At 70.3% G+C, this 25793-nt stretch carries 36 protein-coding genes and 3 pseudogenes; 16 read left to right on the forward strand and 23 right to left on the reverse strand.

What is annotated here, in order from left to right:
* Positions 1-85 precede the first annotated feature (85 nt).
* On the reverse strand, positions 86-328 hold the full coding sequence (locus ACF09C_RS08330; RefSeq protein WP_392090107.1) for a hypothetical protein: 243 nt from the start codon (positions 326-328) through the stop codon (positions 86-88).
* A gap of 210 nt (positions 329-538) precedes the next feature.
* Here ACF09C_RS08330 and ACF09C_RS08335 point away from each other — a divergent pair, with 210 nt between their 5' ends.
* Positions 539-757 carry a hypothetical protein gene (locus tag ACF09C_RS08335; RefSeq protein WP_392090110.1) on the forward strand — a complete coding sequence of 73 codons (219 nt, stop codon included), beginning with the start codon at positions 539-541 and terminating at the stop codon, positions 755-757.
* 60 nt (positions 758-817) lie between these two features.
* On the opposite strand, the gene ACF09C_RS08340 is transcribed toward ACF09C_RS08335, so the two are convergent.
* Complete coding sequence (locus ACF09C_RS08340) at positions 818-1186, reverse strand: ArsR/SmtB family transcription factor (RefSeq protein WP_392090112.1); 369 nt, start codon at positions 1184-1186, stop codon at positions 818-820.
* A 177-nt stretch (positions 1187-1363) separates the two neighbouring features.
* On the opposite strand from ACF09C_RS08340, the gene ACF09C_RS08345 reads away from it, so the two are divergent.
* The 3 genes from ACF09C_RS08345 (at position 1364) to ACF09C_RS08355 (ending at position 3707) form a co-directional block, all read left to right on the forward strand.
* Complete coding sequence (locus tag ACF09C_RS08345; protein ID WP_392090115.1) at positions 1364-2377, forward strand: sporulation protein; 1014 nt, start codon at positions 1364-1366, stop codon at positions 2375-2377.
* Positions 2378-2583: 206 nt separating this feature from the next.
* Positions 2584-3108 (forward strand): redoxin domain-containing protein, encoded by a 525-nt coding sequence (locus tag ACF09C_RS08350; protein ID WP_392090118.1) that lies wholly within the window; start codon positions 2584-2586, stop codon positions 3106-3108.
* A gap of 143 nt (positions 3109-3251) precedes the next feature.
* On the forward strand, positions 3252-3707 hold the full coding sequence (locus ACF09C_RS08355) for a tellurite resistance TerB family protein (protein WP_392090121.1): 456 nt from the start codon (positions 3252-3254) through the stop codon (positions 3705-3707).
* 55 nt (positions 3708-3762) lie between these two features.
* Here the strand turns inward: ACF09C_RS08355 and ACF09C_RS08360 are convergent, their stop codons facing one another.
* The 3 genes from ACF09C_RS08360 to ACF09C_RS08370 are packed head-to-tail and all read right to left on the reverse strand — an operon-like array spanning position 3763 to position 5493.
* Positions 3763-4128 carry a hypothetical protein gene (locus ACF09C_RS08360; RefSeq protein ID WP_392090124.1) on the reverse strand — a complete coding sequence of 122 codons (366 nt, stop codon included), beginning with the start codon at positions 4126-4128 and terminating at the stop codon, positions 3763-3765.
* 44 nt (positions 4129-4172) lie between these two features.
* Positions 4173-5102 carry a M56 family metallopeptidase gene (locus ACF09C_RS08365; protein WP_392090127.1) on the reverse strand — a complete coding sequence of 310 codons (930 nt, stop codon included), beginning with the start codon at positions 5100-5102 and terminating at the stop codon, positions 4173-4175.
* A 4-nt stretch (positions 5103-5106) separates the two neighbouring features.
* On the reverse strand, positions 5107-5493 hold the full coding sequence (locus tag ACF09C_RS08370; protein WP_392090130.1) for a BlaI/MecI/CopY family transcriptional regulator: 387 nt from the start codon (positions 5491-5493) through the stop codon (positions 5107-5109).
* Between the two features lie 232 nt (positions 5494-5725).
* On the opposite strand from ACF09C_RS08370, the gene ACF09C_RS08375 reads away from it, so the two are divergent.
* A complete protein-coding gene (locus ACF09C_RS08375; protein ID WP_392090133.1) occupies positions 5726-5992 on the forward strand; it encodes a twin-arginine translocase TatA/TatE family subunit in 267 nt (88 codons plus the stop codon).
* A gap of 73 nt (positions 5993-6065) precedes the next feature.
* Here the strand turns inward: ACF09C_RS08375 and ACF09C_RS08380 are convergent, their stop codons facing one another.
* Entirely contained in the window at positions 6066-7580 is a 1515-nt protein-coding gene (locus ACF09C_RS08380; protein ID WP_392090135.1) for a serine hydrolase domain-containing protein, read from the reverse strand.
* A gap of 80 nt (positions 7581-7660) precedes the next feature.
* Between ACF09C_RS08380 and ACF09C_RS08385 the strand changes: the two genes are divergently transcribed.
* The 6 genes and pseudogenes from ACF09C_RS08385 to ACF09C_RS08410 all read left to right on the forward strand — a co-directional run bounded on the left by ACF09C_RS08385 (position 7661) and on the right by ACF09C_RS08410 (position 10374).
* The gene (locus ACF09C_RS08385) at positions 7661-8338 is read left to right on the forward strand and encodes a TetR/AcrR family transcriptional regulator (RefSeq protein ID WP_392090138.1); all 678 of its coding nucleotides are present in this window, start codon (positions 7661-7663) and stop codon (positions 8336-8338) included.
* Positions 8339-8666: 328 nt separating this feature from the next.
* Positions 8667-9018 (forward strand): annotated as a pseudogene (locus tag ACF09C_RS08390) (transporter); the annotation flags it as partial.
* Positions 9019-9156: 138 nt separating this feature from the next.
* Entirely contained in the window at positions 9157-9333 is a 177-nt protein-coding gene (locus ACF09C_RS08395; protein WP_392090140.1) for a hypothetical protein, read from the forward strand.
* 8 nt (positions 9334-9341) lie between these two features.
* Entirely contained in the window at positions 9342-9671 is a 330-nt protein-coding gene (locus ACF09C_RS08400) for a TfoX/Sxy family protein (RefSeq protein WP_392090142.1), read from the forward strand.
* 98 nt (positions 9672-9769) lie between these two features.
* Positions 9770-10162 carry a carboxymuconolactone decarboxylase family protein gene (locus tag ACF09C_RS08405; RefSeq protein ID WP_392090145.1) on the forward strand — a complete coding sequence of 131 codons (393 nt, stop codon included), beginning with the start codon at positions 9770-9772 and terminating at the stop codon, positions 10160-10162.
* Positions 10163-10164: 2 nt separating this feature from the next.
* Positions 10165-10374, forward strand: a complete 210-nt coding sequence (locus ACF09C_RS08410; protein ID WP_392090147.1) for a hypothetical protein — start codon at positions 10165-10167, stop codon at positions 10372-10374.
* Between the two features lie 76 nt (positions 10375-10450).
* Here ACF09C_RS08410 and ACF09C_RS08415 read toward each other — a convergent pair whose 3' ends face one another.
* Together ACF09C_RS08415 and ACF09C_RS08420 are read right to left on the reverse strand one after the other, a co-directional pair.
* Positions 10451-10666 (reverse strand): hypothetical protein, encoded by a 216-nt coding sequence (locus ACF09C_RS08415; RefSeq protein WP_392090150.1) that lies wholly within the window; start codon positions 10664-10666, stop codon positions 10451-10453.
* A gap of 30 nt (positions 10667-10696) precedes the next feature.
* Positions 10697-11170: pseudogene (locus tag ACF09C_RS08420) on the reverse strand (GTP-binding protein); the annotation flags it as partial.
* 490 nt (positions 11171-11660) lie between these two features.
* On the opposite strand from ACF09C_RS08420, the pseudogene ACF09C_RS08425 reads away from it, so the two are divergent.
* Positions 11661-12062: pseudogene (locus tag ACF09C_RS08425) on the forward strand (hypothetical protein); the annotation flags it as partial.
* Here ACF09C_RS08425 and ACF09C_RS08430 read toward each other — a convergent pair.
* From ACF09C_RS08430 to ACF09C_RS08455, 6 genes are all read right to left on the reverse strand, one after another.
* Complete coding sequence (locus ACF09C_RS08430; RefSeq protein WP_392090153.1) at positions 11996-12883, reverse strand: cytochrome c biogenesis CcdA family protein; 888 nt, start codon at positions 12881-12883, stop codon at positions 11996-11998. The pseudogene ACF09C_RS08425 and the gene ACF09C_RS08430 sit on opposite strands and share 67 nt — an antisense overlap.
* A 12-nt stretch (positions 12884-12895) precedes the next feature.
* The gene (locus ACF09C_RS08435; protein WP_392090156.1) at positions 12896-13522 is read right to left on the reverse strand and encodes a redoxin family protein; all 627 of its coding nucleotides are present in this window, start codon (positions 13520-13522) and stop codon (positions 12896-12898) included.
* Positions 13523-13574: 52 nt separating this feature from the next.
* Positions 13575-14291: a Crp/Fnr family transcriptional regulator gene (locus ACF09C_RS08440; RefSeq protein ID WP_392090159.1), complete on the reverse strand. Its 717-nt coding sequence runs from the start codon at positions 14289-14291 to the stop codon at positions 13575-13577.
* Positions 14292-14479: 188 nt separating this feature from the next.
* On the reverse strand, positions 14480-14965 hold the full coding sequence (locus ACF09C_RS08445) for a hypothetical protein (RefSeq protein ID WP_392090162.1): 486 nt from the start codon (positions 14963-14965) through the stop codon (positions 14480-14482).
* 115 nt (positions 14966-15080) lie between these two features.
* Positions 15081-15461 (reverse strand): hypothetical protein, encoded by a 381-nt coding sequence (locus ACF09C_RS08450; RefSeq protein ID WP_392090165.1) that lies wholly within the window; start codon positions 15459-15461, stop codon positions 15081-15083.
* Positions 15462-15587: 126 nt separating this feature from the next.
* The gene (locus tag ACF09C_RS08455) at positions 15588-16046 is read right to left on the reverse strand and encodes a MauE/DoxX family redox-associated membrane protein (protein WP_392090168.1); all 459 of its coding nucleotides are present in this window, start codon (positions 16044-16046) and stop codon (positions 15588-15590) included.
* A 118-nt stretch (positions 16047-16164) separates the two neighbouring features.
* Between ACF09C_RS08455 and ACF09C_RS08460 the strand changes: the two genes are divergently transcribed.
* Both ACF09C_RS08460 and ACF09C_RS08465 read left to right on the forward strand, forming a co-directional pair.
* Positions 16165-17208 carry a DUF3179 domain-containing protein gene (locus ACF09C_RS08460; RefSeq protein WP_392090170.1) on the forward strand — a complete coding sequence of 348 codons (1044 nt, stop codon included), beginning with the start codon at positions 16165-16167 and terminating at the stop codon, positions 17206-17208.
* Positions 17205-17909: a hypothetical protein gene (locus tag ACF09C_RS08465; RefSeq protein ID WP_392090173.1), complete on the forward strand. Its 705-nt coding sequence runs from the start codon at positions 17205-17207 to the stop codon at positions 17907-17909. The genes ACF09C_RS08460 and ACF09C_RS08465 overlap by 4 nt, the downstream gene beginning before the upstream one ends.
* A gap of 320 nt (positions 17910-18229) precedes the next feature.
* Here ACF09C_RS08465 and ACF09C_RS08470 read toward each other — a convergent pair whose 3' ends face one another.
* Genes ACF09C_RS08470 through ACF09C_RS08495 form a run of 6 tightly spaced genes read right to left on the reverse strand, consistent with a single transcriptional unit; the run spans position 18230 to position 22070 of the window.
* On the reverse strand, positions 18230-18526 hold the full coding sequence (locus tag ACF09C_RS08470) for a hypothetical protein (RefSeq protein WP_392090175.1): 297 nt from the start codon (positions 18524-18526) through the stop codon (positions 18230-18232).
* A gap of 39 nt (positions 18527-18565) precedes the next feature.
* Complete coding sequence (locus ACF09C_RS08475; RefSeq protein ID WP_392090177.1) at positions 18566-18745, reverse strand: hypothetical protein; 180 nt, start codon at positions 18743-18745, stop codon at positions 18566-18568.
* Between the two features lie 27 nt (positions 18746-18772).
* Positions 18773-19510: a hypothetical protein gene (locus ACF09C_RS08480; protein ID WP_392090180.1), complete on the reverse strand. Its 738-nt coding sequence runs from the start codon at positions 19508-19510 to the stop codon at positions 18773-18775.
* Positions 19507-20055: a hypothetical protein gene (locus tag ACF09C_RS08485; RefSeq protein WP_392090183.1), complete on the reverse strand. Its 549-nt coding sequence runs from the start codon at positions 20053-20055 to the stop codon at positions 19507-19509. Before ACF09C_RS08485 ends, ACF09C_RS08480 begins: the two co-directional genes overlap by 4 nt.
* Positions 20056-20075: 20 nt before the next feature.
* Positions 20076-21506 (reverse strand): flotillin family protein, encoded by a 1431-nt coding sequence (locus tag ACF09C_RS08490; protein WP_392090186.1) that lies wholly within the window; start codon positions 21504-21506, stop codon positions 20076-20078.
* 57 nt (positions 21507-21563) lie between these two features.
* On the reverse strand, positions 21564-22070 hold the full coding sequence (locus ACF09C_RS08495; RefSeq protein ID WP_392090188.1) for a hypothetical protein: 507 nt from the start codon (positions 22068-22070) through the stop codon (positions 21564-21566).
* A 923-nt stretch (positions 22071-22993) separates the two neighbouring features.
* Between ACF09C_RS08495 and ACF09C_RS08500 the strand changes: the two genes are divergently transcribed.
* Positions 22994-23290, forward strand: coding sequence for a hypothetical protein (locus tag ACF09C_RS08500; RefSeq protein ID WP_392090191.1), 297 nt, complete (start codon positions 22994-22996; stop codon positions 23288-23290).
* On the forward strand, positions 23287-23496 hold the full coding sequence (locus tag ACF09C_RS08505) for a hypothetical protein (RefSeq protein ID WP_392090194.1): 210 nt from the start codon (positions 23287-23289) through the stop codon (positions 23494-23496). Before ACF09C_RS08500 ends, ACF09C_RS08505 begins: the two co-directional genes overlap by 4 nt.
* A gap of 151 nt (positions 23497-23647) precedes the next feature.
* Here the strand turns inward: ACF09C_RS08505 and ACF09C_RS08510 are convergent, their stop codons facing one another.
* The 3 genes from ACF09C_RS08510 to ACF09C_RS08520 all read right to left on the reverse strand — a co-directional run bounded on the left by ACF09C_RS08510 (position 23648) and on the right by ACF09C_RS08520 (position 25416).
* Entirely contained in the window at positions 23648-23839 is a 192-nt protein-coding gene (locus ACF09C_RS08510) for a hypothetical protein (RefSeq protein WP_392090197.1), read from the reverse strand.
* Between the two features lie 100 nt (positions 23840-23939).
* Positions 23940-24266, reverse strand: a complete 327-nt coding sequence (locus ACF09C_RS08515; protein ID WP_392090199.1) for a DUF3040 domain-containing protein — start codon at positions 24264-24266, stop codon at positions 23940-23942.
* Positions 24267-24354: 88 nt separating this feature from the next.
* Positions 24355-25416, reverse strand: coding sequence for a PucR family transcriptional regulator (locus ACF09C_RS08520; protein WP_392090202.1), 1062 nt, complete (start codon positions 25414-25416; stop codon positions 24355-24357).
* Between the last annotated feature and the right edge of the window lie 377 nt (positions 25417-25793).

Here is a 25793-nt window from a genome sequence, read left to right on the forward strand (position 1 = left end):
CGCCAGGACGCAGGGATGCCGACGGTCCGTGGCTCCCGGCGGGGTGCCCGCCAGGGCCGGTGCGCCGCGCCGCGGAGGTGCCCGGCTATCCGTTCGCCCGACGCGCGGAACGCCCCCAGAGAGTGGAACAGGCGCCGGCCGCGACCGCGTTCACCCCCAGGCCCAGCGTGATGCCGAGACCGATGTCGTCGAACAGCGTCGAGCCGATCAGGATGCCGCCCGGGAGGAGGCTGAACGGGATCACCGGCGCCACCACGGCGGCGAGGCGGGACCGGCAGGTCGGCTCGCCAGGGCCGACAGCATGGACCCGCTCCGGCTCGTCCGTCACTTTCCCGCCTTTCTCTCGCGGCGAGGCCACCCTCGACCCCTCTCCACGTGAACTGTTCCGGACATTTTCCCGAACGTCCTTGAGACGCCCTTCCGTTGGGACATCCGGGAACTATTCTTCTACAGCAATGTAGAAAGTCGGGGTCGAGGGCACGCGCGTGTCGGCGAGCGGGCCCTGCCCCGCGCTCGACTGTTCCCTCCGGAGGGTGTCATGGCTTCGATCGACCTGAACAAGGTGCTGGACAACGCGTGGGCGGACAAGAGTCTGCCCGAGATCCTCGCGGCTCCGGTCGCCGCGCTCAAGGGCGTGTCCGACCGGGACGGCGAACTCCTTCAGGAGGCGTTCGGAGTGAAGACGGTCGCCGACCTCGCGGAGCTGAAGTACGTGCGCTGGGCCCAGGCCCTCGCCGCGCTCGACGCCGCCAAGTAGCCCGGACGACTCCCGCCCGCGCCCCCGCCCGCACGGGGGCGCCTCGCGAGGTCCCCGCGATCAGGGGGCGCCCTCGCAGGCTTCGCCAGGCGCCGCAAACCGCGCATCGGCGCGCTCCGAGACCCGCTCGACCACGACCCCCACCACCTCGACGACGGCAGAGTCGGCGATGAAGTGCACGCGTCGCCGTCCGTCTCTTCGGGCATCGACGAGGCCGGACCTCGTGAGGGCGGACAGGTGCTGACTGATCGTGGAAAGCGCTCCGCCCACCTGCTCCGCGAGGTGCGCGACGTCGCTCTCGCCCCGCGACAGCGTGCGGAGGATGCGCAGGCGCACGGGAGAGGCCAGCACTCCGAAGAGCGCGGCCGTCTGCTCCAGGATCTCGCCGGACGCGTCCCCGAGAACGCCCGCACCCCGCTCCCCCGCCATCTCGCCCGCACCCCTTCCGCCGAGGCGGCACCTGTCCGAATGCGCCCGCTCGCCTCGCTCCGCCTGAGCCCGGTACGGGCGCCTCGCCTCTATGCTTCTACACGCATGTAGATGGCCCGAGGTTATACGGCCTCGAAGTGCTGAACCACACAGGCTATTTGAAGGAGTGAACGCCCCATGGTGTTCAAGCGTCTGCTCGGCTCACTCGGCGTTGGTGGTCCCGCCGTGGACACCGTGCTCGACCCCGGCGCGGTGACGCCCGGCGGCGTCCTGAGCGGTCAGGTCCACCTGAAGGGCGGCAACGCCGACTTCACCATCGAGCACATCACGCTGGAGCTCGTGGCCCGGGTCGAGGCCGAGCACGAGGACGGGGAGTCGCACGGCACGGTCGTCTTCCACCAGCACGTCGTCGGCGGCAACTTCCGCCTCGCGGAGGGTGAGCAGCGCAGCGTGCCGTTCTCCTTCCCGCTGCCGTGGGAGACGCCGATCACCGAGCTGTACGGCCAGGGCCTGGGCATCACGCTCGGCGTACGCACCGAGCTGGGCGTCGCGGGCGCCAAGGACAAGGGCGACCTCGACCCGCTCGCCGTGCGTCCGCTGCCCGCTCAGGAGTCGATCCTCGAAGCCCTCGGGCAGCTCGGCTTCGGCTTCAAGTCCGCGGACCTGGAGCTCGGTCACATCCGGGGGACCGGTCAGCAGCTCCCCTTCTATCAGGAGATCGAGCTCGCACCGTCGCCCCAGTACGCCCACCAGGTCAACGAGATCGAGGTGACCTTCCTCGCCGGCCCGGCGGGAATGGAGGTCGTCGTAGAGGCCGACAAGCGCGGCGGCTTCTTCACCGAAGGCCACGACGCGCTGACCCGCTTCACGGTCAGCCACCACGGCGTCGAGCAGATCAACTGGAACGCCGAGGTCGAGGGCTGGATCCGGCAGCTCGTCGAGCACCGCGCCTCGTACGGCGCACACACCCCGTACGGCTCCCACGCCTCCCACGGCCACCACGGCCACGACGACCACCACCACGGCGACCACGGGCACCGTTCCGGACCCGGCATGGGCACCGCGGTCGCGGCCGGCGCGGCCGGACTCGCCGTCGGCGTCGTCGGTGGCATGGTGGCCGCCGAAGTCGTCGACGAGGTCGGCGATTTCTTCGAAGGCGACGAGGAAGACGGCGGGGACGACGAGGCGTAGCCCGCCCGGTGCGCCGACCGGCTGAACAGTCCGACCGGGGCCGTGTCCCAGCCGCGCACCACCTCTACAGAGGCGTAGATTTCCCGGTGCCGGAGTCCGGGGACCGGTGGTGCACAGCATCGGTCCCCGGACTCCCCGCCCCTGGGCGCCGCCATCGAAGCCAGGGGGACTCGGCGGCGCGTGAGCCGCCCTACCGGGAGCCCGCCATGCGACCTCGCCTTACCGCAGCCGCCCTGCTCGCCGCCCTCAGCCTGGGTCTCACCGCGTGCGGCCTGAACGCGCCGGCCGAGCGGATCGTGCTGCCGGACGCCCTCCGGACCTCGACCACGACCGTGGACGGCAAGCCCTTCGACGCGGCGACCCTCGCCGGCAAGCCGGCCCTGCTGTGGTTCTACGCACCCTCGTGCGAGACCTGCGCGACCCACGCACTCCGCATCTCCGCATGGGCGGATGTGCACATGGGGCAGCTCCACGTGGTGGGAGTGGCCGACCCCGGACCGGACGGCGAACTGAGCCGCTTCATCTCCTCGACCGGGGCGACGAACTTCCCGCACCTCGCGGACAAGGGGCACGTCCTGCGCGACCGGTTCAAGGTCGAACAGGCCGACACCTACGTCCTGATCGACAAGAACGACAGCGTGGCGTTCCGCGGAAACGGTACCGAACTCAGCACCCTGGGCCGGGAAATCGCCAAGCTCGCCCCCGCGGCAGGACCTGGCGCAGACGAGTAAGGCGCATCGGCGTCGCGTACCGGGCAGACCCGGCTGAATCAACGACCTCCACCTGATAGCTTCTACAGCAATGTAGAAGTGAGGCCGTCCGGGCATCACATTCACCCGGCCTGGGCGACCTCCCACACGTAACGGAGTTCTCGATGGCCCTGTGGGACCGCATCAAGGAGTCCGCATCGACGATGCAGACGCAGCTCATGGCGAAGAAGAAGGACCTGCAGAGCGGCGCGTTCCGTGACGCCAGCATGGCGATGTGCGCGCTCGTCGCCGCCGCCGACGGCAGCGTCGATCCATCCGAGCGCCAGAAGGTCGCCCAGCTCATCATGAGCAACGAGGTACTGCAGAACTTCCCGGCGGACGACCTCCAGCGCCGCTTCGAGGCCAACTGCGACAAGCTGACCGCCGACTTCGACTTCGGCAAGGTCAGCGTCCTCCAGGAGGTCGCCAAGGCGAAGAAGAAGCCCGCCGAGGCCCGCGCCGTCATCCAGATCGGCATCATCATCGGCGGTGCCGACGGCGACTTCGACAAGGACGAGCAGGCGGTCGTACGGGAGGCGTGCTACGCCCTCGACCTCCCGCCGCACGAGTTCGACCTGTAGCCCCCGTCTGGGGTGGGGCCCGTCCCGTCGTCACGGGCCCCATCCTTCCGCCCCGTCAGGCCCGGTCGGTCAGCTCCTCCGCGAACACCTGTGACAGCGGCTGCGGCCCCACGTACTGCTGGCAGTTGCACTGGCCAGCCTCGAAGCGCAGCGGCTTCTTGTTCTCGTCCCAGGCCGTGGGCACCTCGACACGCTCATGGCACCGACCCTGCTTGTCGTGCTTCGCCAGATGGTGTGTGCACCCGCACACCGGCTCCGGCGTCTTGTGTACGGCCTCAAGAGCCAGACGTTCCTGCTTGGCTGCCTCAAGCAGTTCCATCTTTCGCTCGTGCCGATGACGCAGCGCGGTACGGACGTTGTCGGCCACCCACGCGAACCCACCTGTCCAGAACAGGATGAGAACCCACCAGAACCAGTCCACCGCTCCCCCTATTTCCCCCGGTACTTGGAGGCCAGCATAGGGAACTAGAGCGGCGTCGCCGCCTTCAGAATCAGCAACAGCGTGACCGCCGAATTCGCCGAGCAGAGCGCGGAGACCGTCGTGCCGGCCGCGGCGCCCCACGCGGCCAGGCCCGCCCTGGTGAAGAGCGACGGCCAGACATGTGCGACGGGAGCGGGACCCAGCAGGGCCGCCACGCGGCGCGGTACCGGGCCGGCCACGGCGAATCCCGCGAGGGTCGCCACGGGTGCGCCACGGGAGACCAGCGCGGCCTTGCCGACGGCCCGGGCCACGACACGGCGGCTGCCGACTCGGGTGGCGGCCTCCTCGTCCGCCCAGCGCTCGGTGGTGTAAGTGACCGCCGTACGCAGGGGCCGCAGGAACGGGTTGGCCCGCGCCGCGAGCTGCACGGTCAGCAGGAACGTGTGATGGCGGGCGTCCAAGTGAGCACGCTCGTGGGCGAACAGCGCGCGGCGCTCGGGCCCGGTCAGCGTGGCGAGCATCGACGTCGTGACCACGACGCGGTCCTTCCGGCCAGGAAGGGCGTACGCGTAGGGCGACTCGTCGGAGAGCACCACGACGGAGGTGCCCGGCAGCCCCGCCAGCGCCCGGCCGGCTCGGCGGCGTACCCGGTGGTGCCGCCACGCGGCCCTGGCACAGGAGACGAGTACGGCGATCAGAGCGGGGATGGCGGCCTTGCCCGCGACCTCGTCGTACGGGACGGCCTCACGCACCTCGGGGTCGGACCAGCCGTCCGGCAGCGGGTTGCCCGGCAACTGCGCGGTGCCGACCACCATCAGCAGGGCGAGGCACAGGGTGCTGCATACGGCGAGCACGCCGGAGAAACCGGTGAGCAGCCGCGTGGCCGTCCGGGGATGCAGATGGTGTGCGGCAAGTCGCGCGACCGGCCATGCCGTCAAGGGCAGGACCAGCGGCAGGAAGACGAAGACCCCCATGCCGTCAGTCTTCCCCCTCCTCGGAGTCCTGAGCCAGCAGATCACGCAGCAGGCGCTCGTCGTGGGGCGAGAGCCCCGTCACGAAGCTGGCCAGGACCGCCTCCCGGTTTGCCTCGCCGTCGAGGACCTTCCGCATCCTCAGCGCCGCGAGGCCGGCCTCGTCGGCCACGGCCGTCCACTCGAACGAACGGCCCGCCCTCTCCCTGCTCACCGCGCCCTTGGCGTGCAGGCGCGTCAGGATGGTGATGACGGTCGTATAGGCGAGATCGCCGCCGAGGCGCTCCTGCACCCACCCCGCGGTGTGGGCACCGCCGGCCTGACGCAGGGCGGCCAGCACCTGCGCTTCGAGCTCGCCCTGCCCCCGCCGCCGGGGAGACTCGTCCTGGCCCACTCGCTTGTCCTTTCGTCATTCCGCCGCCCTCCCGCCGACTCGTCCCGCCCCCGTGGGGCGGTTCATCGTACTGAGACGACACGGCTCGGCCTGCTGCTGTTGGTGTGATGTTGGTGGCGTTGTCCTACGAAAGGTGTCGCGGCGGGCGGCCAGAACCCGCCCTTCCCGCACCTTCTACATCACTGTAGATTTGCAGCTCCGAGAGGGCCACCTCCTGAGAGAGCGGAAGACAGTGTTCGGAATCAGCGAGATAGCGATCATCCTGATCGTCGTCATCCTCCTCGTCGGCGCCAAGAAGCTGCCCGAACTCGCCCGCAACGCGGGCAAGGCCGCCCGCATCCTCAAGAGCGAGGCCAAGGCCATGAAGGCCGACGGCACCCCGGAGCAGCAGGCCACCTACCAGGCCGCCGACAGCCGCCCCCTGCAGAACCCGGCCGCGCAGAGCGATGGACACCCCGACGCCTCGCCGGGCCCGGGCTCGGGGAACGTACGCTCCTGAGCCGACGATCCGCGCATCCGTAACGCGCCTGCCCTGCTCCTCCGCCCTGCACGCCGAGCCCCCACACGAGGCTTCACGGCGCGCCGGCCGCCGTATGACGCCGCACGCTGCCTCTCCCGATGCACGCGGTCGCGAGCTGCAGGGTGATGACGGCGGTCCCGGCGGCGGATGCCGCGCACAGGGTGATGAACGCATCGGGTGTCCAGGTCCACAGCGCACTGGGGCCTATGAGGGCAAGGGCCGCCGCCACGACGATCCAGGGCAGGGCGCCGGCCAGACACCACATGACGGTGGGGACGATGCGGCGGTGCGCCGGCCGACGGCGGAGCAGGCGGAGTGAGTGGAAGGTCTCCGCGAGGAGGACGAGGGCCAGGGCGGTGAGGCCCCAGACCGTGGCGTGGTAGGTCGCGGCAGAGGGGGCGTCGGCGGGAGCGGCGCCTCCGGCGAGGATGCGGGCCGCGCCGAAGCCGACCTGCATGACGCTGCCGTCATGGAGAAGGCCGTGAAGGTTCTGCTGGACGACGAGAGCGAGGTTCTGGTCCGGCAGGAGGAAGAGCATGGCCGAGTAGCCGGGAGTGGCGCCGGTGTGCCAGATCGCGGTGTCGAGTGGGGACTCCAAGCCGCCGACGCGCCAGCCGAGCCCGTATCCGGTGTCTTCGCCGGACGGGTGGAGTCGGCCGGATTGCCGCATGAGGCGGACGGACTCGGGAGTGAGGACCGTCGTGCCGTTGCCAGCCTTCCCCGACCGAAGTTGGAGGGAGGCGAAGGCGGCGAGGTCGTTCAGGTTGCCGCCGGTGTAGCCGTAGGCGGCTCCGTCGTCGTCCACGCTGTCGGCGATCGCTGACGGCACGCCCCACAGGAGCTGGTGTCCGGGCGGAAGGTTCCGCTCACGGGCGGCCGCCCGGTCGGCGATCGCCCCGTCCATGCCGGCCGGGCGCAGGACACTGTCCCGGAGGTGATCGGCGAAGGACCGGCCCGTCACGGACTCGACCACGGCCGCCAGGACGAGGTAGTTGGCGCTGCTATAGGCGTACGTGGTACCGGGCGGACCGAGCGGGCGTATGCCGTTCAGCGCGGCGACCCGCCCGGTCGCGTCCGGACAGTCGGCGTCGACGCAGTCCGCGACCTCGAAGGTCGCCGACTCCGGGACGCCCGCCGTCTGCTGGAGAAGACGGCGGACGGTGACGCGTGCGGCGTGGCCGGTGCCGCCGAAGCGGAAGGCCGGCAGGTGGTCGACGACCCGGTCGTCGAGGCGGAGTCGCCCGTCCTGCACGAGCGTCATTACGGCGCTCGCGGCGATCGGCTTGGCGACCGAGCCCCAGAGGAACGGCGTGTCGCCTGTGACCCGTTCGCCGTGTCCGTCCGTACCCCAGGCACGTGAGTGGTCCGGCCCGTCGGGGCCGACCACGGCGTAGGCGAGCCCGGGCGTGCGGGTGGCTTCCATGCGTTCGCGCACGTAGGCGTCGATCGCCGCGAAGCGGTCCGCCGGGACAGGTGAGTTGGCCGCTGCAGACGCCTTATCTAAGGGGAGCAGGCCGAGCAGGAGGGCGGTCGCCGCTGCGGCGGCGCGTCGGAGCAGGCTGGGCATGGGGGCCTTGTCCTTCCGTGGGCACGGACAGATAACCGTATGGGGATACGGTTATAGCCGTACGCTGGTACGGTTATCAAGTGCCGCGAACCGCCGACCACGAACAACGCCGCCGTCAGATCGCCGACGCCGTCAGCCGGTTGATCTCCGAGCACGGGCTCGACGCCGTCACCGTCGCGCGCACGGCCGCCACCGCGGGCATGTCCGTGGGCCTGGTGCAGCACTACTTCCGCACCAAGGACGAGATGCTGCTCCACGCCTTCCGTGAGATCTCCGCCCGGATCCGCGCACGCGTCGAGGAGCGCGTCAGGGACGGCGTCCAGCACAAGCGACCCATCGCACGGGTCATGGCGGAGGTGATGACCGAGTACATCCCTCTGGACGAGGCCCGCCGCGCCGAGTACCGCGTGGCCCGCGCGTTCGCCGGGCGTGCCCTCGACGCCCCCGCCCTCGCCGAGGTCGACACCGAGACCGCCCGGAAGCTGCGCGAGGACATCGCCCGGGCCGTCCACAACGGCAAGGAGTGCGGCGAGGTCGACGAGCACCTGGATCCGCTGCCCGCCGCCGTGCGCCTCGCCGCCGTGATGGAGGGGCTCGCGCTCCAGGTCTACCGCGAGCCGGAGGGGGGCGCGGGGGTGCCCGTGGCGCTGTTCGTGGGCCCCCTGCTCGACGCCGAACTCGCCACCGTCTTCACCGGCGAGTGCCGCCAGTACACGGGACAGGCGGCGCAGCGCGTCCACAGCGGGCGCCCCGCCTGACCACCCACCAGGTCGCCGCCAGGCGGCCTGCCCGGCACCTCGACAGGCTCCTCCTCAGGTAATGCCTCCTACATGGACGGCGGTGCATCCGCAACTCCGAGAACCAACAGTCCATCCCATGTGGGTCCGGTGTCAGCAGCCGAACTGGCGCCAGCAGTCGTCGACCTGGGTGGCATCGGATCCAGAGGTGGCTGGAAGATATCTGGAAATAGCCCTGCGTTCGAGAGGGTTACCGCTCGAAGATCCCGAGCGCGGAGGTTGCTGGACCTGAAACTGTTCGACACGACGAACGGCGCGACCGAGGTCACGCCGTGACTGGCCGAGGAAGGGCTCGCCAGCCATCGTCGAGTACAAGCGGGCAACCGACCCGGCGTGATCTACCAGGGCCCGTTCCACCTGAGCTGGCTCATGGACCACCGGGCCGAGTTCGAGCATCTGGTCCGCGACCGGCTCGGGGCGAGGGCCGGGGCCCAGGTGCTCTGGAGCAGGCCCGGCTGATCTGCGTCGTCGGCGACTTCACCCGCTACGACCCGGCCGAGGTCGATCTCGTCCCCGACTTCACCAGGAACGTGAAGGGCCTCGGCCACCACGGAACGGGCGACTTGGAGGTACGGCTGCGCACCCAACGGGACCTGGGGCGCGCCCTGGACCTGTTCCGCGCCAGCCATACGGCAGCGTGAAAGCACGAGGCGGAGAGTGCGCACAGGGCATCCGCACGGCGCAGGTGACGCGTGAGGCCGGCGCGGGCGGCTTCGGCCCGCCTCGGCTGCTGGACATGGTGTCGGTCGCGGGCCCCGATGCCGATATGTGTGACGTACATGTTCGCCCCGACCCCGGATGAATGCGGCACGCTCGCCGATATCCGCGTACAGGGCGACACGTCCGGTCTCTCCGGGCTCGCTGCTCTCGTCATCGGACGCAAGGTGCGCTCCTCGCTGGCCAAGGACCTGCGGGACCTGGAGCGGTGGCTGAGCCCGCCACAGAACGGAGCGTGAGGACGGCCATGGCGTTCGACGAGGGACTGGCGGAACGGATCCGGGCCCGGCTGGGTACGGGCCCGAGCGTCTCGGAGAAGCGGATGTCCGGCGGCCTGGCCTTCCTGTACGCCGGCAACATGCTCGTGGGCGTGATCGGCGACGAGCTAATGGTCCGGGTCGGCCCCGACGCCAACGACGAGGCTCGCGCGCGGCCCGGCACGAGGCCCTTCGACTTCACAGGGCGCCCGATGCGCGGCTGGGCCGTCGTCGACGCCTCCGCCCTGACCGAGGACGACGCCCTGGCCGAATGGGTGGACCAAGGCCACGTGTTCGCCGCCGGCCTGCCGCCCAAGTGACGTGACGCGGCGGTGCCCGCTGGAGTCGCGGGGGCCGTCGGCGCGGCCTAGCGTGGAACGTGGGGGCCGGTTCCGCTCGGCTGAGAGGAGTGGTCGCCATGGCGGGACGTAGCCGGGGCGACGTGGAGGCGGAGATCAAGGAGACCCTGGGACTCGTTCCCCACTTCTTCTCCCGGATCCCCGATGATCTGCTGGACCACGAGTGGGAGATCTTCAAGAAGATCGAGCTCGGCGAGACGCTGATCCCGAACAAGTACAAGGAGCTGATCGGGATCGCGCTGCACTCGGAGACGAAGTGCCGCTATTGCACGCTCTTCCACACCGAGGCGGCGAAGCTGTTCGGGGCCACCGACGAGGAGATCCAGGAGGCCGTCCACTACGCGAAGAACAGCCTCGGCTGGAGCGCGTACCTCAACGGTATCCGTGAGGACTACGACGACTTCGAGCAGGAGCTCGGCCAGATCAAGGAATACCTGTCGTCGAAGGGCTGAACATGCACGTGGAGTGGACCCGGCCCGGCGTGCTGCAAGTGACCGCGCACGCCTTCGAGTTCGCGGCGCTGGTGGCCGCCGCCCGTTACGTGGTCGAGTCCGCTCCGCCCGACATCCCGGAAGAGTCGCTCGAGCAGCTCCGCCATGTACTGAGCGATTACGACACCCAGGCGCGCCATCTGCGCGACGCGCCTCCGGCGGGCACTTCCTGAACATTCGCGTGTATCTGTCAGCGGACGCAGGCGGGAGCGTGCTTCGATCATGCGTTGCCCGGCCCCGATTCCGCGATCAGCAGTGCGTATCCCAGGGCCTCGTCCGCCACCGCTGCCGGGCCGCTCCCAGAAGGGCTGGAGCGGCGTCGAGATCGACGCCGGCGGTGGTGAAGCGGGCACGGGCTGTGATCCGCAGCAGGTTCAGAAGTGCCTCGATCTGGTCGATCATCCGCAGCGTCGTGTCGTCGTGTCGTCGTGTCGTCGTGCCGGACGGTGCCGTGGCTGCGACCACCGTCCGGCCCGGAGCGCGTGGGCCTGGGTTTCAGGCCGCCTGCTCGTGTTCGCAGGCGTCCTCGATGCCGTACGTCTCCCAGGCGGGGAAGTCGTCGCCGGCGGGGACGGTCTCGCCCGGAGCCAACAGGCAGGCCGCCAGGGCCGTCTGGAGGGCGTCGGCGCGCAGGCCGGTGCCGATGAAGACCAGTTCTGGCCCTGCGCGGTCTCCGGGCCGCGGGCGCCGGACGGTTCGAACCGGGCGACGGCGCCGGCCTGGGACCACAGTCCCGTCACCCGGGGCCGGCTGGCGAGCCGGAAGAACCCCTTGGAACGCAGGACCCGGCCGAACGTACCGCTGTCCAGACCCTTGGTGACGAAGGTCCACAGCCGTTCGGGGTGGAAGGGCAGTTCGGAGTGGAACACCAGCGAGGACCGTACTCCTCGGTCTCCGGCACGTGGTCGCCGTTGAGCTCCTTCACCCAGCCCGAGCCTGCTGGGCCTTCTCGACGTCGAACAGGCCGGTGTCCACGCTTGGAGCGGGCCATTCGGTAGATGGGCATGCTGATCGGGGCGGGGTCGGCCAGGTCGAAGATCGCTCGCAGGAACCGGACCTCCTCGCCCGGTGAGGTGAGGTTCCGCTCGAAGGCGGACTGGAACGGGTAGAAGCCCGGTGAGTGGTGGTCGCACCAGACGCTCAGGGCACCCCGGCCGCCGGGGGCGATGATCCGGTGCAATTCGCGGGCTGCGAGTCGGTCGCTGAAGAATTGCAGGCCCTGCTGGCAGAACCCGAAGTCGAAGGCGCTGTCGGGCAGCCCCGGGCACGCGTCGGTGGTCTGTCACGCACTCTCCCTCGGTTTGGGTTCCAGGCGCCGTCACGAGGACCAGCATGATCTGGAAAGCAAGCCCTCCAGTTCCGGTGCGGCGTCCATCCGTACGGTTCGTCAGGCAACCGGGAACCGTCACGTCTAGGCTTGATATTCGGAAAATCCCTGTCTCGGGTCCTGCGGGATGGAGGGGTGCAGGCCCATCTTGACCTGCAGGGAGGCGGTCCGGGCGGGGTGCTGCTGCCGATCCACTGGGCCACGTTCAACCTGGCTCCGCATGCGTGGGCGGAGCCGGGGGAGTGGACGAAGTACGCAGCTGAGGAGGCCGGCCAGGCGGTGGCGCTTCCCCGTCCTGGCGAGCCTTTCGAGGCTGCGGGGAAGCTGCCTGTGGAGGCGTGGTGGCGGAGTGTGTCTCATCCGATTGCGCATCCGTGGCGTCGCCCCCGTCGTGCTGAGGCGGGTGCGACCGGACCTCTCTCCGCGCCGCCTCGAACATGTAGAGGAGCGGCATGGCCACGCCCGGGTCAGGCCGGGCGCTCGGGGGCGGCAGGGGTGCCGGTCGGGGCGGACCGGCGGGTGCGCCTGCGGTGACGGATCAGCAGTGCCGCGAAGAGGAGAAGGGCGACGAGGATAGCGATCACAGCCGGTCCGGCTGTGTTCAGGGCGTCGGCAACGGCGCGTTGGACGGTGGCTGCCGTGTCGATGATCGGGTCGGCTGTAGCGGGATCCTGCTGTGCGCGGATCTCGTACCAGCCGTAGTAGGCGACGTAGGCGCCGACGACGAGGAGCAGGGCGCCGCCGAGTCGGGGGGCGATGGCGCCGAGGCGGCGCAGGCGGGTGACGGCGGTGGTGCGGGTGAGGGCGACGGTGAGGGAGGCGGCGCCGACGATCAGGCCCATTCCGGCGGCGTAGGCGGTGAACAGGGTGATGCCTTCCGCGGTGGAGCCGCTGCGGAAGGCAGAGATGACGATGGCGAGGAAGGGGGCGATGGTGCAGCCGAGGGAGGCGGTGGCGTACGCCGCGCCGAACAGGGCCATCGAGGGCAGGGAGCGCGTCACCTTCGGTGCCCGCCGGAGTTTCGGTGCCATGCTGGGCAGTTGCCGGCCCGCGACCAGCCATCCTCCGGCGGCGGCGATCAGCAGGCCGAAGGCGATGGTGAACCAGGGCAGGTGCTGCTGCACCTGCCCTGCGACGGGCTGAACGGCGAGACCGAAGACGGCGAAGAGGGCGGCGAACCCGGCCGTCATGGCGGCGGTGGCGGTCAGGGCCCGGCCGACGGCGACGGTGCGGCTGGGGGTGTCGTTGCCGAGGACGAGCAGGGACAGGTAGGCGGGGAGCAGAGCGAAGCCGCACGGATTGACGGCGGCCAGCATCCCGGCGCCGAGGGCGAGTGCGAGGGGAAGGTCGGCCATGGCGGGTCCTGCTCAGCCGGTGAGTCCGGCGACCTTGTCGGCCAGCCCCTTGCCGCCGGGCAGGACGCCTTCGTAGACGGTCTTGCCGGCCTTGTCGAGGATCACGTAGTGGCTCTGCTGGGTGACCTCGAACCGCTTCCACACCTCACCCTTCTCGTCGGACAGGTGCGGGAAGGAGCCGGTGCCGGTGTCGGCGACGAAGTCGCGCATGGCGGCGTTCTTGTCGAGGCCGGCGACCCCGACGACGTTCACCTTGCCCGCGTTGCCGACGGCGACCCTCGCCGTCTCGGCGGCCTGCCCCTTGCACGTGGGGCACCACGGCGCCCAGAACCACAAGACCGTCGGCTTGCCCGCGAGCGTCTTCGCGTCGAACGGCTTGCCGTCCACGGTGGTCGCGGAGAAGTTCAGCACCTGCGGCACCTGCGCCCCTTCCGCCCCGCTGTCGCCGCCGTTCGAGGCCGCTGTCGGAGCGGGGGATGACGCCTCCGGCGTGGCGGCAGCTCCCGCTCCGCTGTCGGACGTCGAGCCTTCGCCGGATCCGCATGCGGTGAGGGTGAGGAGGGCGGCGGCCAGGGTGGCCGGGAGGAGGGTGCGGGCGCGCAAGGAGGACTCCTGTGGGTCGATGGTGGTGGTGAACATAGTTGCCGGGAACTCAGGCGGGCAGGGGCTCGCTTCTTACGGTTTGGTGACGTCAGCCCGCGGCGTCCCTGAGGCGTTCGGGGTCGAGGACGGTGATGCGTCCGCGGGCCAGCCGGAGCAAGCCGTGGTCGGCGTAGTCGCGCAGTACCTTGGTGCAGGTCTCGCGGGAGGTGCCGGCCAGGGCGGCGAGCTGTTCGTGGGTCAGGGCGATCTGCGGGTGGCGTCCGACCGGCCGCAGGGGGCCTGCCGGGGGCTGGGCGCTGGTGAGGGTGGTCAGGGTGGTGGCGATGCGCTGGGCGACGGTCTTGAAGACGCTGTCGGACAGCCGTTGTTCGAGGTCGGACAGCCGTCTGCCCAGGATCGCGGTGATCCGGGCGGCGATCCGGGCGTCCGAGAGCAGGAACGTGTGGATGTCCGCGCGGCTCATGACGCATACGACGGTGTCGTCGAGGGCTTCGGCGTAGTTGTCGTACATGTGCTGTCCGAGCAGGACCATCTCGCCGAAGATGGTGCCCGGGGAGATGATCGCGGTCGTGAGCGCGCGGCCGTCGGCGGAGACCCTGAAGATGCGGACCCGGCCCTTCTTGAGGATGAAGAGCACCTCGGAGGGCTGGGTGGGTGAGTAGAGGATCTCGCCTGCGTGGTAGGTCTTCATCGGTGCCGCGGCTGCGATGGCTTCCATCTCCTGCTCGGAGAGGTCGCAGAAGATGTCGACCTCGGCCAGGCACCAGGTCCGTTCGGCGTCGTCGTCCGATGTGGCGTGGTTCATGCGGTGCGTTTCCTCGCGTCGTCCGGGGGCCCATGGTGGGGGTGTGGTGCCCCATGCCGGGCTGGCCAGCGCCTCGGCGCTGCTGGCCAGACAGTAGGGCACCGACGCGCCGTCCAGGGCTATGTGGTGCGGTCCCGCGCCCGGTGGTGGGGCGGTGGGGCCGGGGCGTGACGCGGGAGCCTCGCGGTTCATCGGCGAGCCGGGCTGGTGTGCTTGCCCATGGCCTTGGCGATGCCGGCGAACGTGGCTCCGGCGAGGAGGCCGAAGACGAGGTGGGCGCCGAGGCTGGAGGCGGTGACGTCGTTCCACTCGAAGACAGGCATGCCCATGTTGGCGGGCATGATCCACAGCGCGCCGACGGTCCACCACACCGCGCCGTAGAGGAGGCCGAGGACGGCGGCGGGGGCGAGGCGCTGGGCGAACTGTCCCAGCATGACGCCGAAGGTGATGCCGGCGAAGGTGGCGATGGCCAGGTGGATCAGCCAGCCGGCGAAGGCGTTGGTGGAGCCGAGGAGCCCGGCGACCATGGTGATCATGGCTGTGTCCATCATCGGCCGGGACACCGACATCCAGATGCCCATCCCCATGCCGCCGAGGAGCCCGGCCGCGGCGCCCCAGACCGCGTACACAGGGATCGCGGCCAGCTTCGGGGATGCCTGCACGGTGGTGGCCATGGTGATCGTCCTTCCTCTTGCGGTGACCTTCCGTTCTCGTCGCTGACGCTAGGACGCAGGGCCCATGCAGGTATGTGAGGGCGCTTACGTACCCGGCGGTAGAACGCCAAGGCCATCAGGGTGATGACTTCACGGCGGTCAGCAGGGCGTAGCCGAGTACGCCGTCGGTGACCGCGGCGCGGGCCGCGTCCAGCACGGCTGGGGCCGCAGTCAGGTCGACGCCGGCGTCGGCGAGGCGGGCCGCGGCGGTGATGCGCAGCAGGTCCAGGCGGGCCTGGATCTGGTCGATCATGCGGATCATCGCCTCGTCATGGCGCTCCGTGGTGAGGGTGCTCAGCCCGGCAGCGGCGAGGAGCTTGGCGTAGTCGTCGAGCGGGCGGGCGTCGGCGATGCAGGCGATGCGGGCGGTCAGTCCGCGCAGTTCGGGCTGGAGGCGGTCGGTGTCGGCGGTGACGTCGGTGATGCCGAGGCGTCCGCTCCCACGGTGATCAGCCACGGGTTGGCCAGGGCACCTCCGACGGCGCCGAGTGCTCCACCTGCCACGAGCAGCGGGCCCGCGCAGCACACCACCATCAGCAGTCCGGCACCTACGACCGCCGCGATGCCGCCGAGGCCGGACCGTTCACGGGATGCGGACTTCACGGCTCCCCTCCTCCCGCTCGTCGGAGGGCAGCGGGGCGGGCGACCGGCGGGCGGAGCGGATCAGGATGCCCGCGTAGAGCAGTGTCAGGGCGTCCTGGAGCAGCACGAACCAGCTCAGCCGCTGCGTGAGGTAGATGCCGAAGCAACCGCAGTTGTCCAACGCCAGCCCCCGCGCGAACGCCTGCACGGCCAGCACCGTCCACACCACCGACACGCCCGTGTACACCCACACCGGCGCCAGGGCCTTCGACCGGGGGCGGGCCAGGAACCAGATCCCGCACACGAGCTCGCCCGCGATCAGTGCCACGGCCAGCGCTGCCGCGGCGGCACCGTCCACCAGCCCGTACGCGGCCAGAGTCCCGGGCATGTGCCCGAAGGAGACGACCTGGCCGACGGCCATCGCCGTGTACACCGTCCCGAGCACGATCCGCAGCACCATGATCCGACCGTAGGCCGCCAAGGAGGGCGAGAACTGTAAGCGCGCTCACCGAAGCGCCCGCCCGACACGGGGCACGATCGGCAGTACGAATCCCAGGGGGGATTTCGGGAGGTGTCAGGTGACCGGCCAGAACTATCGGAAACCCCCTCGCCCGTCGCGGCGGCAGGCCCTCAAGGGCGGGGCCGTCGTCTGCGCCATCAGCCTCGTACTCGCGGGCGGGGCCATCCTCGGCGGGAAGCTCGCCTCCGAGGGACGCTCCGACCCGGTGACAGCCGTACAGCCGGGCCAGGACCCTTCGCTGGAGGCGCTCGCCGGTGCCGCAGTGTCCGGCGGGCCGGGCAAGGACGGCATCCCCTCCATCGACAAGCCCCGGTTCGTCCCGGCGAGCAAGGCCGGCTTCCTCGACGACGACGATCCGGTCTTCGGCCTGGAGTACCGCGGCGAGGTGAGGGCGTACCCGCAGCTGGTGCTGGTGTGGCACGAGATCGTCAACGACACCGTCGGCGGCGAACCGCTCGCGGTCACCTACTGCCCGCTGACCGGCACGGTCATCGGCTTCTCCGCACCGCCCGGGGTCCAGGACCTGTCGTTCGGCACCACCGGCAGGCTCGTCAACTCCAACCTGCTGATGTACGACCGGCAGACGGGGTCGGAGTGGCCGCAGCTTCTCGGGCAGGCGGTCAGAGGCCCGCTCAAGGGCACGAAGCTGGACACCGTCCCTCTGGTGTGGACGACGTGGAAGCAGTGGCGGACCGCGCACCCCGACACCGAGGTGCTGTCCACCGACACGCGGGCGCTGCGCTCGTACGGCAGCGACCCGTACGGCTCCTACGACTCCTTCCCGGACAGCGGCGGCTACTACGCGAAGGGCCGGCCGATCTTCCCCGTACTCGCCACCAGCGACCGGCTCGCCGACAAGGATGTCGTCATCGGCGTCCGGGTCGGCAAGGAGCGCCTCGCCATCGACAAGGACCTCGTCCGCACCCACCGGACCGTGCGCGCCGAGGTGGGCGGCACGCGGGTGGAGGCCCGCTGGGACGACCGGCTCGGCACCGCCCACGTCGTCCAGCAGACAATGGAGGGGTGGGAGCCGGCGGACTTCCTCGACTCGATGTGGTTCGCCTGGTACGCGTTCTATCCCAACGGCCAGGTGCGGACATGAGCAGGCTGCTGACCGCACTCGCCAGGACGGGCTACGCCTGGGACGCCACCGTCGTCGCGATCAGGACCACGCCCGGTCGGGTGCGTGCCGCTTTCGCTGTACGCCGCCACCGCAGGACGGCGCTGATCGCCGCGAGCCTCACCCTGCTGGTGTACCTGTTCTCCATTGGTGACCTTGCCATTTCGGCCTCCGGTCGGTTCACCGGTGCACCCGTGTTCCAGACCGCACCTGGGCAGCTGCTTCAGGTCCGCGCGCCGTATCTGTTCGAGCCGGTCCTCGCCTGGCACCCCACCAGCCACCTCGCCATCTTCCTCAGCCCGGTCAACCTGCTGCTCGGTGTCCTCGTGGCGGTGCTCGTCGGCTGCAACTTCGCCGTCGCCGCCCACACGGCCACCACGGTGGCCTCCTGCCGCCGCACCCGATACGCCCGCGTCCTGGCCGTACTCCCGGCGTTCCTGCTCGGATTCGCCTGCTGCGTACCTACGTTCCTGCTCCTCCTCGGCGCGAGTACCGCCGCCGCGCTCTTGCCGGTTCTGATCCCCCTGCGCCCGGTCTTCTACCCACTCACCTTGCTCATGCTGTCCGGCACGCTGGTGTGGGGCACCTCGCGCACTAGCCGTCCCAGACCGCCTGTCAGCCACCCGGGCGAAGTGGGAAACACGGCATCGCAGCAGTCCCCGCCCGCCCCGGACCGGAAGTGACCAAGCCCCGCGGACACGGTTGCTCGAGGAGACGTCTTGTTGCCCGGGGACAAGTGGCCGCTACCGCGCTGATCGGCAGGGCAGGGCGGTCAGTACCTGGTGGGGGTCGTGCGACGCCGCCGGGCGGACCGGTGGGCGATGTGGCGGCGCAGCCAGTCGCCGAACCTCCCCGATGGTGACCAGCAAGGCGGCGGAGGCCGCGCACGCTGCGAGGGAGGCAGGCTGGTCCAGGGCCTTGCCGAGCAGCCACAGGCCGAGGGCCAGTAGGATCCAGCAGGCGGTGACCGACAGAGCGAAGCGGCGCCGACGACGCGGATCTGTCACGGCGTGTCCTTCGTGGCCCGAAGTGCCGAGGCGGCTGCCAGCGCGCATCCGGCGACCGCCGCCGCGCCGGCGGTCGCCGTTGCTGCCAGGGTGATCGCGGGCGGGGCATCGGCCAGGCGCGGCAGCGTGTTGAGCGCGGCTGCGGCCCACAGGGCGAGCAGGGCCCAGCCCCGTGGGCGGGTCGGTGTCAGACGGGCGTGCAGGCGGTTGGGTATCCGGCCGGTAAGCAGGGCCAGCCCGGCCGGCAGCAGGGTCAGGGAGGCGACGGCGAGGCCGGTCCAGTGCCAGATCATGGATGTGGATGTTCTTTCGGCGGGTCGGGACGGCGGGGGTCAGCTGCGGTGGCCGGCGGCGGCCATGACGAGTCCGGTTGTCAGTGCGGCGAGGCCGATGACCAGGACGGGAAAGCCGGGACCGGGCAGGACGTACACCGCGGCTCCGGCCGCTGTGACCACGGCGCCGCCGGCCGCGAAGGCGGTGCCGATGCGTCGTTCGGGCAGGGGTTTCCTCAATCGTGTGGACGGGTGCTGAGCGGCAGCTCACCGCCGTGTGCGGTGTCGCAGTTGGCGGCGGCTCAGGAAGGCGCCGACTGCCACGGCCGCCGGAATCCAGAGCGCGAGGAAGGCGCCGAGGGTTCCGTCTCTGTCGTGCAGGACCACCATCAGCGTGAAGGTGCAGGCGCCCAGACCTGCCACCGCGCAGGCGTCGGCGGTGAGCGTCGTCCGTTGCGGATGGGCGGACGGTTCGTGGGAGCTGAGCCGCCGCCGCGAGACGTAGGTGCAGAGCCCGCCGCCCATGACGAGCAGGATGCCGGATCCGGCTGCGAACAGGGGGTCGCCGACCGGGTGGGAAGCGGTTCGCTGTGCGCCCACGCTGCCGGAGAGGACGACGATCTCGCCCCGCCAGATCGTCCCCGCGACGCGGTCGCCCGGCCGTACGCCCTCCAGGAACTCCCCGAGTCCGCTGAACTGCACTCGGCCGGCGCCCTCTTCGGACTGCCCGGAGAGGCGTACCCAGCCGCCCGGTTGCTTGCCGCGCTGTACGTGGACGGACTCGATGGTGAACCAGGCCGAGTGCAGGCAGTCCTCGGCCGGCGTGCCCCGGCACGCGGACGCGGACAGGAAGGCGCGTTCCTCAGCCAGGGCTTGGGGGAGCCAGGCGACCAGCAGGGCGCTGCCCGTGAGGAGAGCGACGAGCCCGGCGAGACCGACGAGGACGTCCTGTGCACGGCGACGGCGGGTGCTGTACGGCTTGCCGTGGCGGGGGCCGGGTGTCATGGCATACCGACCCAGGTGTCGAGCTTCGCGAAGAGGAGCGTCAGGCCGCCACCGGCCGCCGCGAAGAGGGCGTATGCGGCGAACGTGACTTGCTGGTCCTCCTTGCGCAGGGCTTCGTACTTGCTCCTGGTGATCTGGATCCGCTCGCGACGGGGGTCGGAGGTGTCGATGGCGAAGTACCGGCCACGGACGGAGTCGGCCTTGTGGAGGGAGGAGTCGTCGGCCCTGGCCCCGACGAGCAGCATTACCCCGGCCAGGCCCACGCCCGCGAGCATCCCTTTGACTCGCCGGGGCAGGGAGCGCAGGGCACGCCACTGGTTCGCCTTGCTGCTCGCGAAGCGCATGTCCCGGAGTCCGACGGCGATGCTGCGGACGATCGTCGCCACGTGCAGCGGTACGAGCAGGGCGATGCCGATCCCGAGTAGCAGCCACTCGTCGGCGAACGGGGGCAGGAACGGGAGGGTGGCGAGCGACGCGGCGAGAAGCCCCGCGACGCAGAGGGCGAGTTGCGCCCCTGCGTGAATCTTGAAGCTGGTTCTCACCACGTCCCCCGTTGTCCCTTGTCCTAGTCGGTGATCTCGACCGGCGTGCTCGGGGCCGCCGGAGCCGGAACGGTCTCGGGTGCCGACTTCTTCTGCGTGATGCCTTGGAGAAGCGAGGCGAGGTCGACCCCGGTGGCGGAGGAGAGGAGTTCCATGCCCTGGGCGACGTTGTCCGTGACCGTGCGGGTCAACTGGCTCGCTCCGTCGGTGGAGATGATGGTCATCTTGTCGACGGCGGCGAGGGGTTCGGCGGCCTTGGCGACGACCTGGGGCAGGACCTCGACGAGCATCTGAAGGACGGCGGCGTCGCCGTACTGGGCGAACGCGTCGGCCTTCTTCTGCATGGCCTCGGCCTCGGCGGAGCCCTTTGCGGCGATGGCGGCGGCCTGGGCCTCGCCCTCGATGCGTACGGCGTCGGCGAGGGCGGCGCGGTGGGCTTTCTCGCCCTCACCGGTGAGGCGGGCGCGCTGTGCGTCGGCCTCGGCCTGCTTGACCTGGGCGATGCGGCGGGCCTCGGCTTCCTGCTCGGCCTGGTAGCGGGCGGCGTCGGCGGGCTTGCGGACCTGGGTGTCGAGCTGGCGGTCGGTCAGTGCGGCCTGTCGTTCGGCGACCTTCTCCTGCTCGGCGAGGATCTGCTGCTGGCGGTCGGCTTCGGCGAGCGGACCGGCGGCGTTCGCCTGCGCGGCGGCCTCGTCGGTCTGCGCCTTGATCTCCGCCTGCTTCAGGTAGAGGGTCCGCTGCGCGATGGCGATCTCCTCTTCCGCCTTGAGTCGGGCCTGTTCGGCGGCGCGCCGGGCGACCGCCTCGGCGATGTCGGCCTCCTGCTTGGCGCGGGCGGCCTCCGGCCGTCCCAGGTCCTCCAGGTAGGACCCCTCGGTGGTGATGTCCTGGATCTGGAAGGCGTCCAGGACCAGGCCCTGCCCGGACAGGCTGGCCTCGGCCTCCTCCGCGACCTGGCCGGCGAAGGCGGCGCGGTCACGGATGATGTCCTCGACCGACATGCGGCCCACGATCGAGCGCAGCGCTCCGGAGAGCACCTCCTGCGTGAAGCCGACGATCCCGTCCTGCTGCATCAGGAACCGCTGGGCGGCGGCCCGGATCGAGTCCTCGGTCCCGCCGACCTTGACGATCGCGACGCCCTCCAGGTTCGCCTTCACCCCGCGCAGCGTGACCGCGCCGCGCACGGCGACCGGGATGTGCCGGCTGGACAGGTCGAGGGTGAACTTCTGCTGTACGAACGGCACGACGAAGACACCGCCGCCGACCACGACCTTCTGGCCGCTGTTGTCGGTGAACACCCGCCCGGTGTCCGGATCGGTGGACTTCTTCCCGCGCCGTCCGGTGATGATGAACGCCTCGCTGGGCCCGGCGACCTTGTAGCGCGTGATGACGACGAGGCCGAGCAGGACGACGAGTACGACGATGCCCACCACAGCAGTGAGGACAGGGTTCATGAAGAAACCCCCTTCGATTGGAACAGACTCAAGAAAAGACAGAACGTGATGGGCCGGTCAGCGCTCGACCGCGTGGACGGAGACGGATGTCGCGGAGAGCACCGACTCCACCCAGACCTCCGCGCCGCGTGGGACGGGTGCGGCGGACTTCGCCGCGTACTTCACCGGCTGGCCCGCGAGATACAGCAGCACCTCGCCGTAACTCCCCGCCGGGATCGCCGTCACCACCGTGCCGCTGGTGCCTGTGAGGTCATCGCCCCGTGGTGCGGGCGCGGCGCCGTCCCGGAGGAGCGCCCGGCTGAACCGCCAGGTCACCCACCCCACGATGCCCCCCGCGACCAGGCCCGCACCGGTGGCGACCCCCGCCCCCGCACCGGTGGTCCCCAGAACGATCGCGCCGGTGAATCCGAGCGCGGAGACGAACCCGGCGATCACCGGCAACGACAGAAGCCCGTCCAGCGTCCCGCCGATCCCGTCGAGGACCCCCTCCAACACCCCGTCGAAGACCAGGGACAGGACGAGGAGCACGAGACCCGCGATGCCGAGACCAAGAAACCAGCCCATGTACGCCACCTCGCTCCGTGCCCTGCACTTCTCCCGTCACCGGGGATGATGTCACGGAGTGGCACAGATGTTCACTGCCGGATTCCGGCAACCTTTACGCGCTCTTGATGCCGCACGCGTGCGTGCGTGAACTCGGCCACGAGTGACGTGATGTACTCGGGAGGTCCTCCGGGAGTAGATGTCCTGCGCCGTCGAGAACGCGCAGCACGGTGCCGAGCCGCCGTTCGGCCGCCGGGCCCAGTTGGGGACTGCCCTGAAGACGGTCGTCACATGAGCAGGTGAGACACGATTGGGCGTACCGTCGCCGACAGGCAGTAACCCATATGGCGCAGCGGTCTCTTCCTGTGAAACCTTAGTTCAGCGACGATATCTACTTCTTGGGGACGAATGCACCTGATTCCAATTCTTCTGGGTGCCGGGTTCATGCTGGTCGGGCTTGCGCTGGCGACGAACCACCGGGGCGTCGCGCAACGGATCGTGGACACGCAGCTCAACCCCGCGTATGCCGATGCAAGTCTCCTCCGGGTTTTCGGCAGGTTGGGATGTGAGCACCCCGGGATGGACTTCGCCCGCGTAGCGCCGAGGCTCCGAGTGCTCCTGCGGGGATGGGGTGCGGGGGTAGCCCTGATTGGGCTCGGGTTCCTAGCCGTAGGTATCGCGCTCGTGGTCCGCGTCTGACCTCCGCCCAGACCGAAGGTCGCCCAGCCGTCACGCTGCCCCGCCTGCAGCCCGCCTGCAGCCCGCCTGCAGCCCGCCGGCGACCGGCGGCCGAAATCGTCGTCGAGAAGGGCGACATCATCGTCATCACGGGCAACCGGAGCCGTGGAGAGCTTCACGGAGCTACCTTGACGACTAGGATCAGCCGTTGGTGAGCCGGGAAGCCTGGTCGGCACAGTGTTCTGCCTGCCCTGGAGCTCCCGGCCATGCCTCTTACCCTGCTTGTGCTCGCCCTGTGGGCGCTTGCCTTCCTCACGCTCAACACCCTGGTCAGCGTCCGAGTCTGGCGGATCAGCCGGCTGCCGCGCTGGCGACGGGCCCTGCCCGGGCTGCTGCTGTGTATCGCGATCGCAGCCAGTCTCGTCCGAGCCACCGGAACCACCCTCGTCGCCGAGACACTCGCCTTCCCCCTCTTCGTCGCCACTGCGGCGATCGGCCTGTTCGAGCTCCGTCGCTACCGGGCGCGTTCCTCTCGCCCGGATGATTCCGGGACCCTCACGTGAGTACCTGGGCGAGCTGGACACTGCTGATCGCCGGTGCGGCACTGCTCCTGGCGCCGGGCATCGCGGTCCTGCTGGGCTGGCGGCCGGGCCGACTCGCCCGGGCTGATGCGCCGCCCCGCCTGCTCGGCGCCGCGGGTGTCACGCTGTATGGGGCCGTGCTGACCGACGAGGTGGCACGGCTGGCCGAGGCCCCGAGCGACTACTGAAGGCATGCTCCTTCATCGCGCTGGGCCTCGTCGGGTGTTCCATCGCACTCGTGATCCTCTATGACTTCCTGGCAGGACCGTCCCGGTCGCGACGCCGATGACCCGTGCACACCACATCGCCACTTCAGGCGGCCCGCGCCGACGCGCGATCTCACCGTCGCGCCCGGGCGGAGACCGCCGCGGCTGCGGTGAACGCGAGCACCAGGGCCCCGGCGCCGAACAGCGGCGACTGCAGCCGGGGCACGAAGAACATGAGCGTTCCGGCGGCGGTCAGCACAGATCCGCTGATCAGAAGAGGGATGGACGGTCCGGCGTAGGGTCCGATTCCTGCGGGCCACGGCATGTGGCGGCCTCCTTCGCTCGCCAACGAGCATAAGAGCCCCGCCCTACGCGCGTAGGGACCCGCGCGGGTGGATCGCCGACCGGTGAGTTGCCGTTCCCGGCTATGGGAGAGTGCGGTCTTCGTATGCCCCGGAGACCGACGCGAGAGGCGGGAGCGCCGCAGGCCCCCCGTCCCCTTCCACCGGCGGGGCGGACCGGCTGCTCAGAATGGCGGTGAGGATCAGTCCCAGCACAGCGATGGCGGTCAGGACGACAGCGGTCACGACGCGGGGGTTGCGGCGTGCGGCTTGGGTGCTCGCGTGCGCGTCCGGTGCCTGGGGGAACTGCCCGTTCAGCGAGTCGATCAGGGTGGCCAGGGCGGGATCGTCGCGGGTGAGACCACGTTCGATCTCGCCGAGAATCCGCTGATCGTCAGTGGAGTAACTCATGGTGACCGCCCTGTGCTGACGAAGACGGTGAGCGGACGCCTGGCTTGTGCGTCCCACCTCCTCTCAGTCTGCCCGCCCAGCCCCGTGATCACAGCGGCTGGTCGGGCCAGTCCAGGAGCCGGGCGCCGACGACGGCCGTCTGGAGGGTGTAGCGCTGGACGGGATCACCGGGGTCCGAGCCGGTCAGGCGGTGGATACGGTCGAGGCGGTACGTCGTGGCCCGCACGCTGAGGCTGAGGCGGCGGGCCGTCTGCGCGGTGACGCAGCCGGTGTCGAAGTACGCCGTGAGGGTGTCCAGGAGCGGTTTCGCGCCGCCGCGTGCTTGCTGGAGCGGGCCGAGGACGGTGCGTACGAGGTCGGCCATGGCCTGTCGGTCGCGGGTGAGGACGGGGTAGACGAGGAGGTCGGCGGCGTACAGGACCGGGCCGTCGAGGTTCATGCGGGCGGCGAGGTCGAGGGCGTTGAGGGCCTCTTCGTAGGAGTGGACGACGCCGCCCGCGCCCGGGTGCGGGCGGCCAATGGCGACCCGGCCACCGTCGGTCGCGGCGTACGCCTGCTTGGCGAAGTGCGCGAGCACGTCGGTCTCGTCCGCCGGCGCGACGCAGATGAGTCGGCCGTCCTTGGTGGTGAGCAGGATGCGGCGGTTGCCGAAGCGGGCGGCAAGCGAGGTCTCGACGGTACGGGTGACCGTGTAGCCGTCGCTGTACGGTTCCGGGCCCTGTGCGACGGCCACGGCGTGGGCGTGGGACAGGAGCAGGCCGAAGCGCTCGGCGCGTTCGGCGATCCGACCGAGGCCACTACGGCCGTACAGCAGGTCGTCGATGAACTCTCGTCGTGCTGCCTCTTCCTGACGCACGGCCAGGTGCTGAGCTCTTTCGTGGCCTTCGGCGAAGGCGTCGACGGCCTGCTCGACGGCGCTCAGGAGACGGTCGGCGACGGCCTGCGGCAGCCCGGGGCGTACCCGCTGTGCGGCGGAGAGATGGGCCCGGATGAGGGCCCGCAGCCCGATGCCGGCCTCCGCGGCCCGTTCTCCACGGGAGCGCAGGGCCTCGCGTTCCTCCCGGGTGAGCCTGCGGCTGGTTGCGCACACACCCGCCAGGATCTCGGGGTACCCCTCCAGGTATTCCTCGGCTAGCTCCCTCTCTGTCACGGCCCCTCCCGGATTCCTGACGCGCCTCTGACGATTTCTTGACGCGCGGGGACCAAGACTGGCACGTCGGTCGCCGGGGCTCACGACCGGCATCAAGAAGACGTCAAAGACTGCCAGGTCACGGCAGTGCCAGGCGGAGTCCTGCTGCTTCAGGATGGTTCGGAACAGGGGCGGGGGAGCGCCCCGATGCCGGGAGCCGGAAATGGCGACATGCCAGGGGGGAACATCATGGCCAAGCCTGTTCACGCGGTGATCGGGGATACCCCGATCTGCTGCCTGATGTGCGACAACTGTGAGGATCGTGATGTGCCGCAAGGGGCCGGAGCCTGACCCGTGCGACAACTGGCCGCAGCTGCCTTGGAGTGGAACTGTCGGCC

It is taken from the genome of Streptomyces sp. NPDC014870 (assembly GCF_043081505.1).
Lineage (GTDB): Bacteria > Actinomycetota > Actinomycetes > Streptomycetales > Streptomycetaceae > Streptomyces.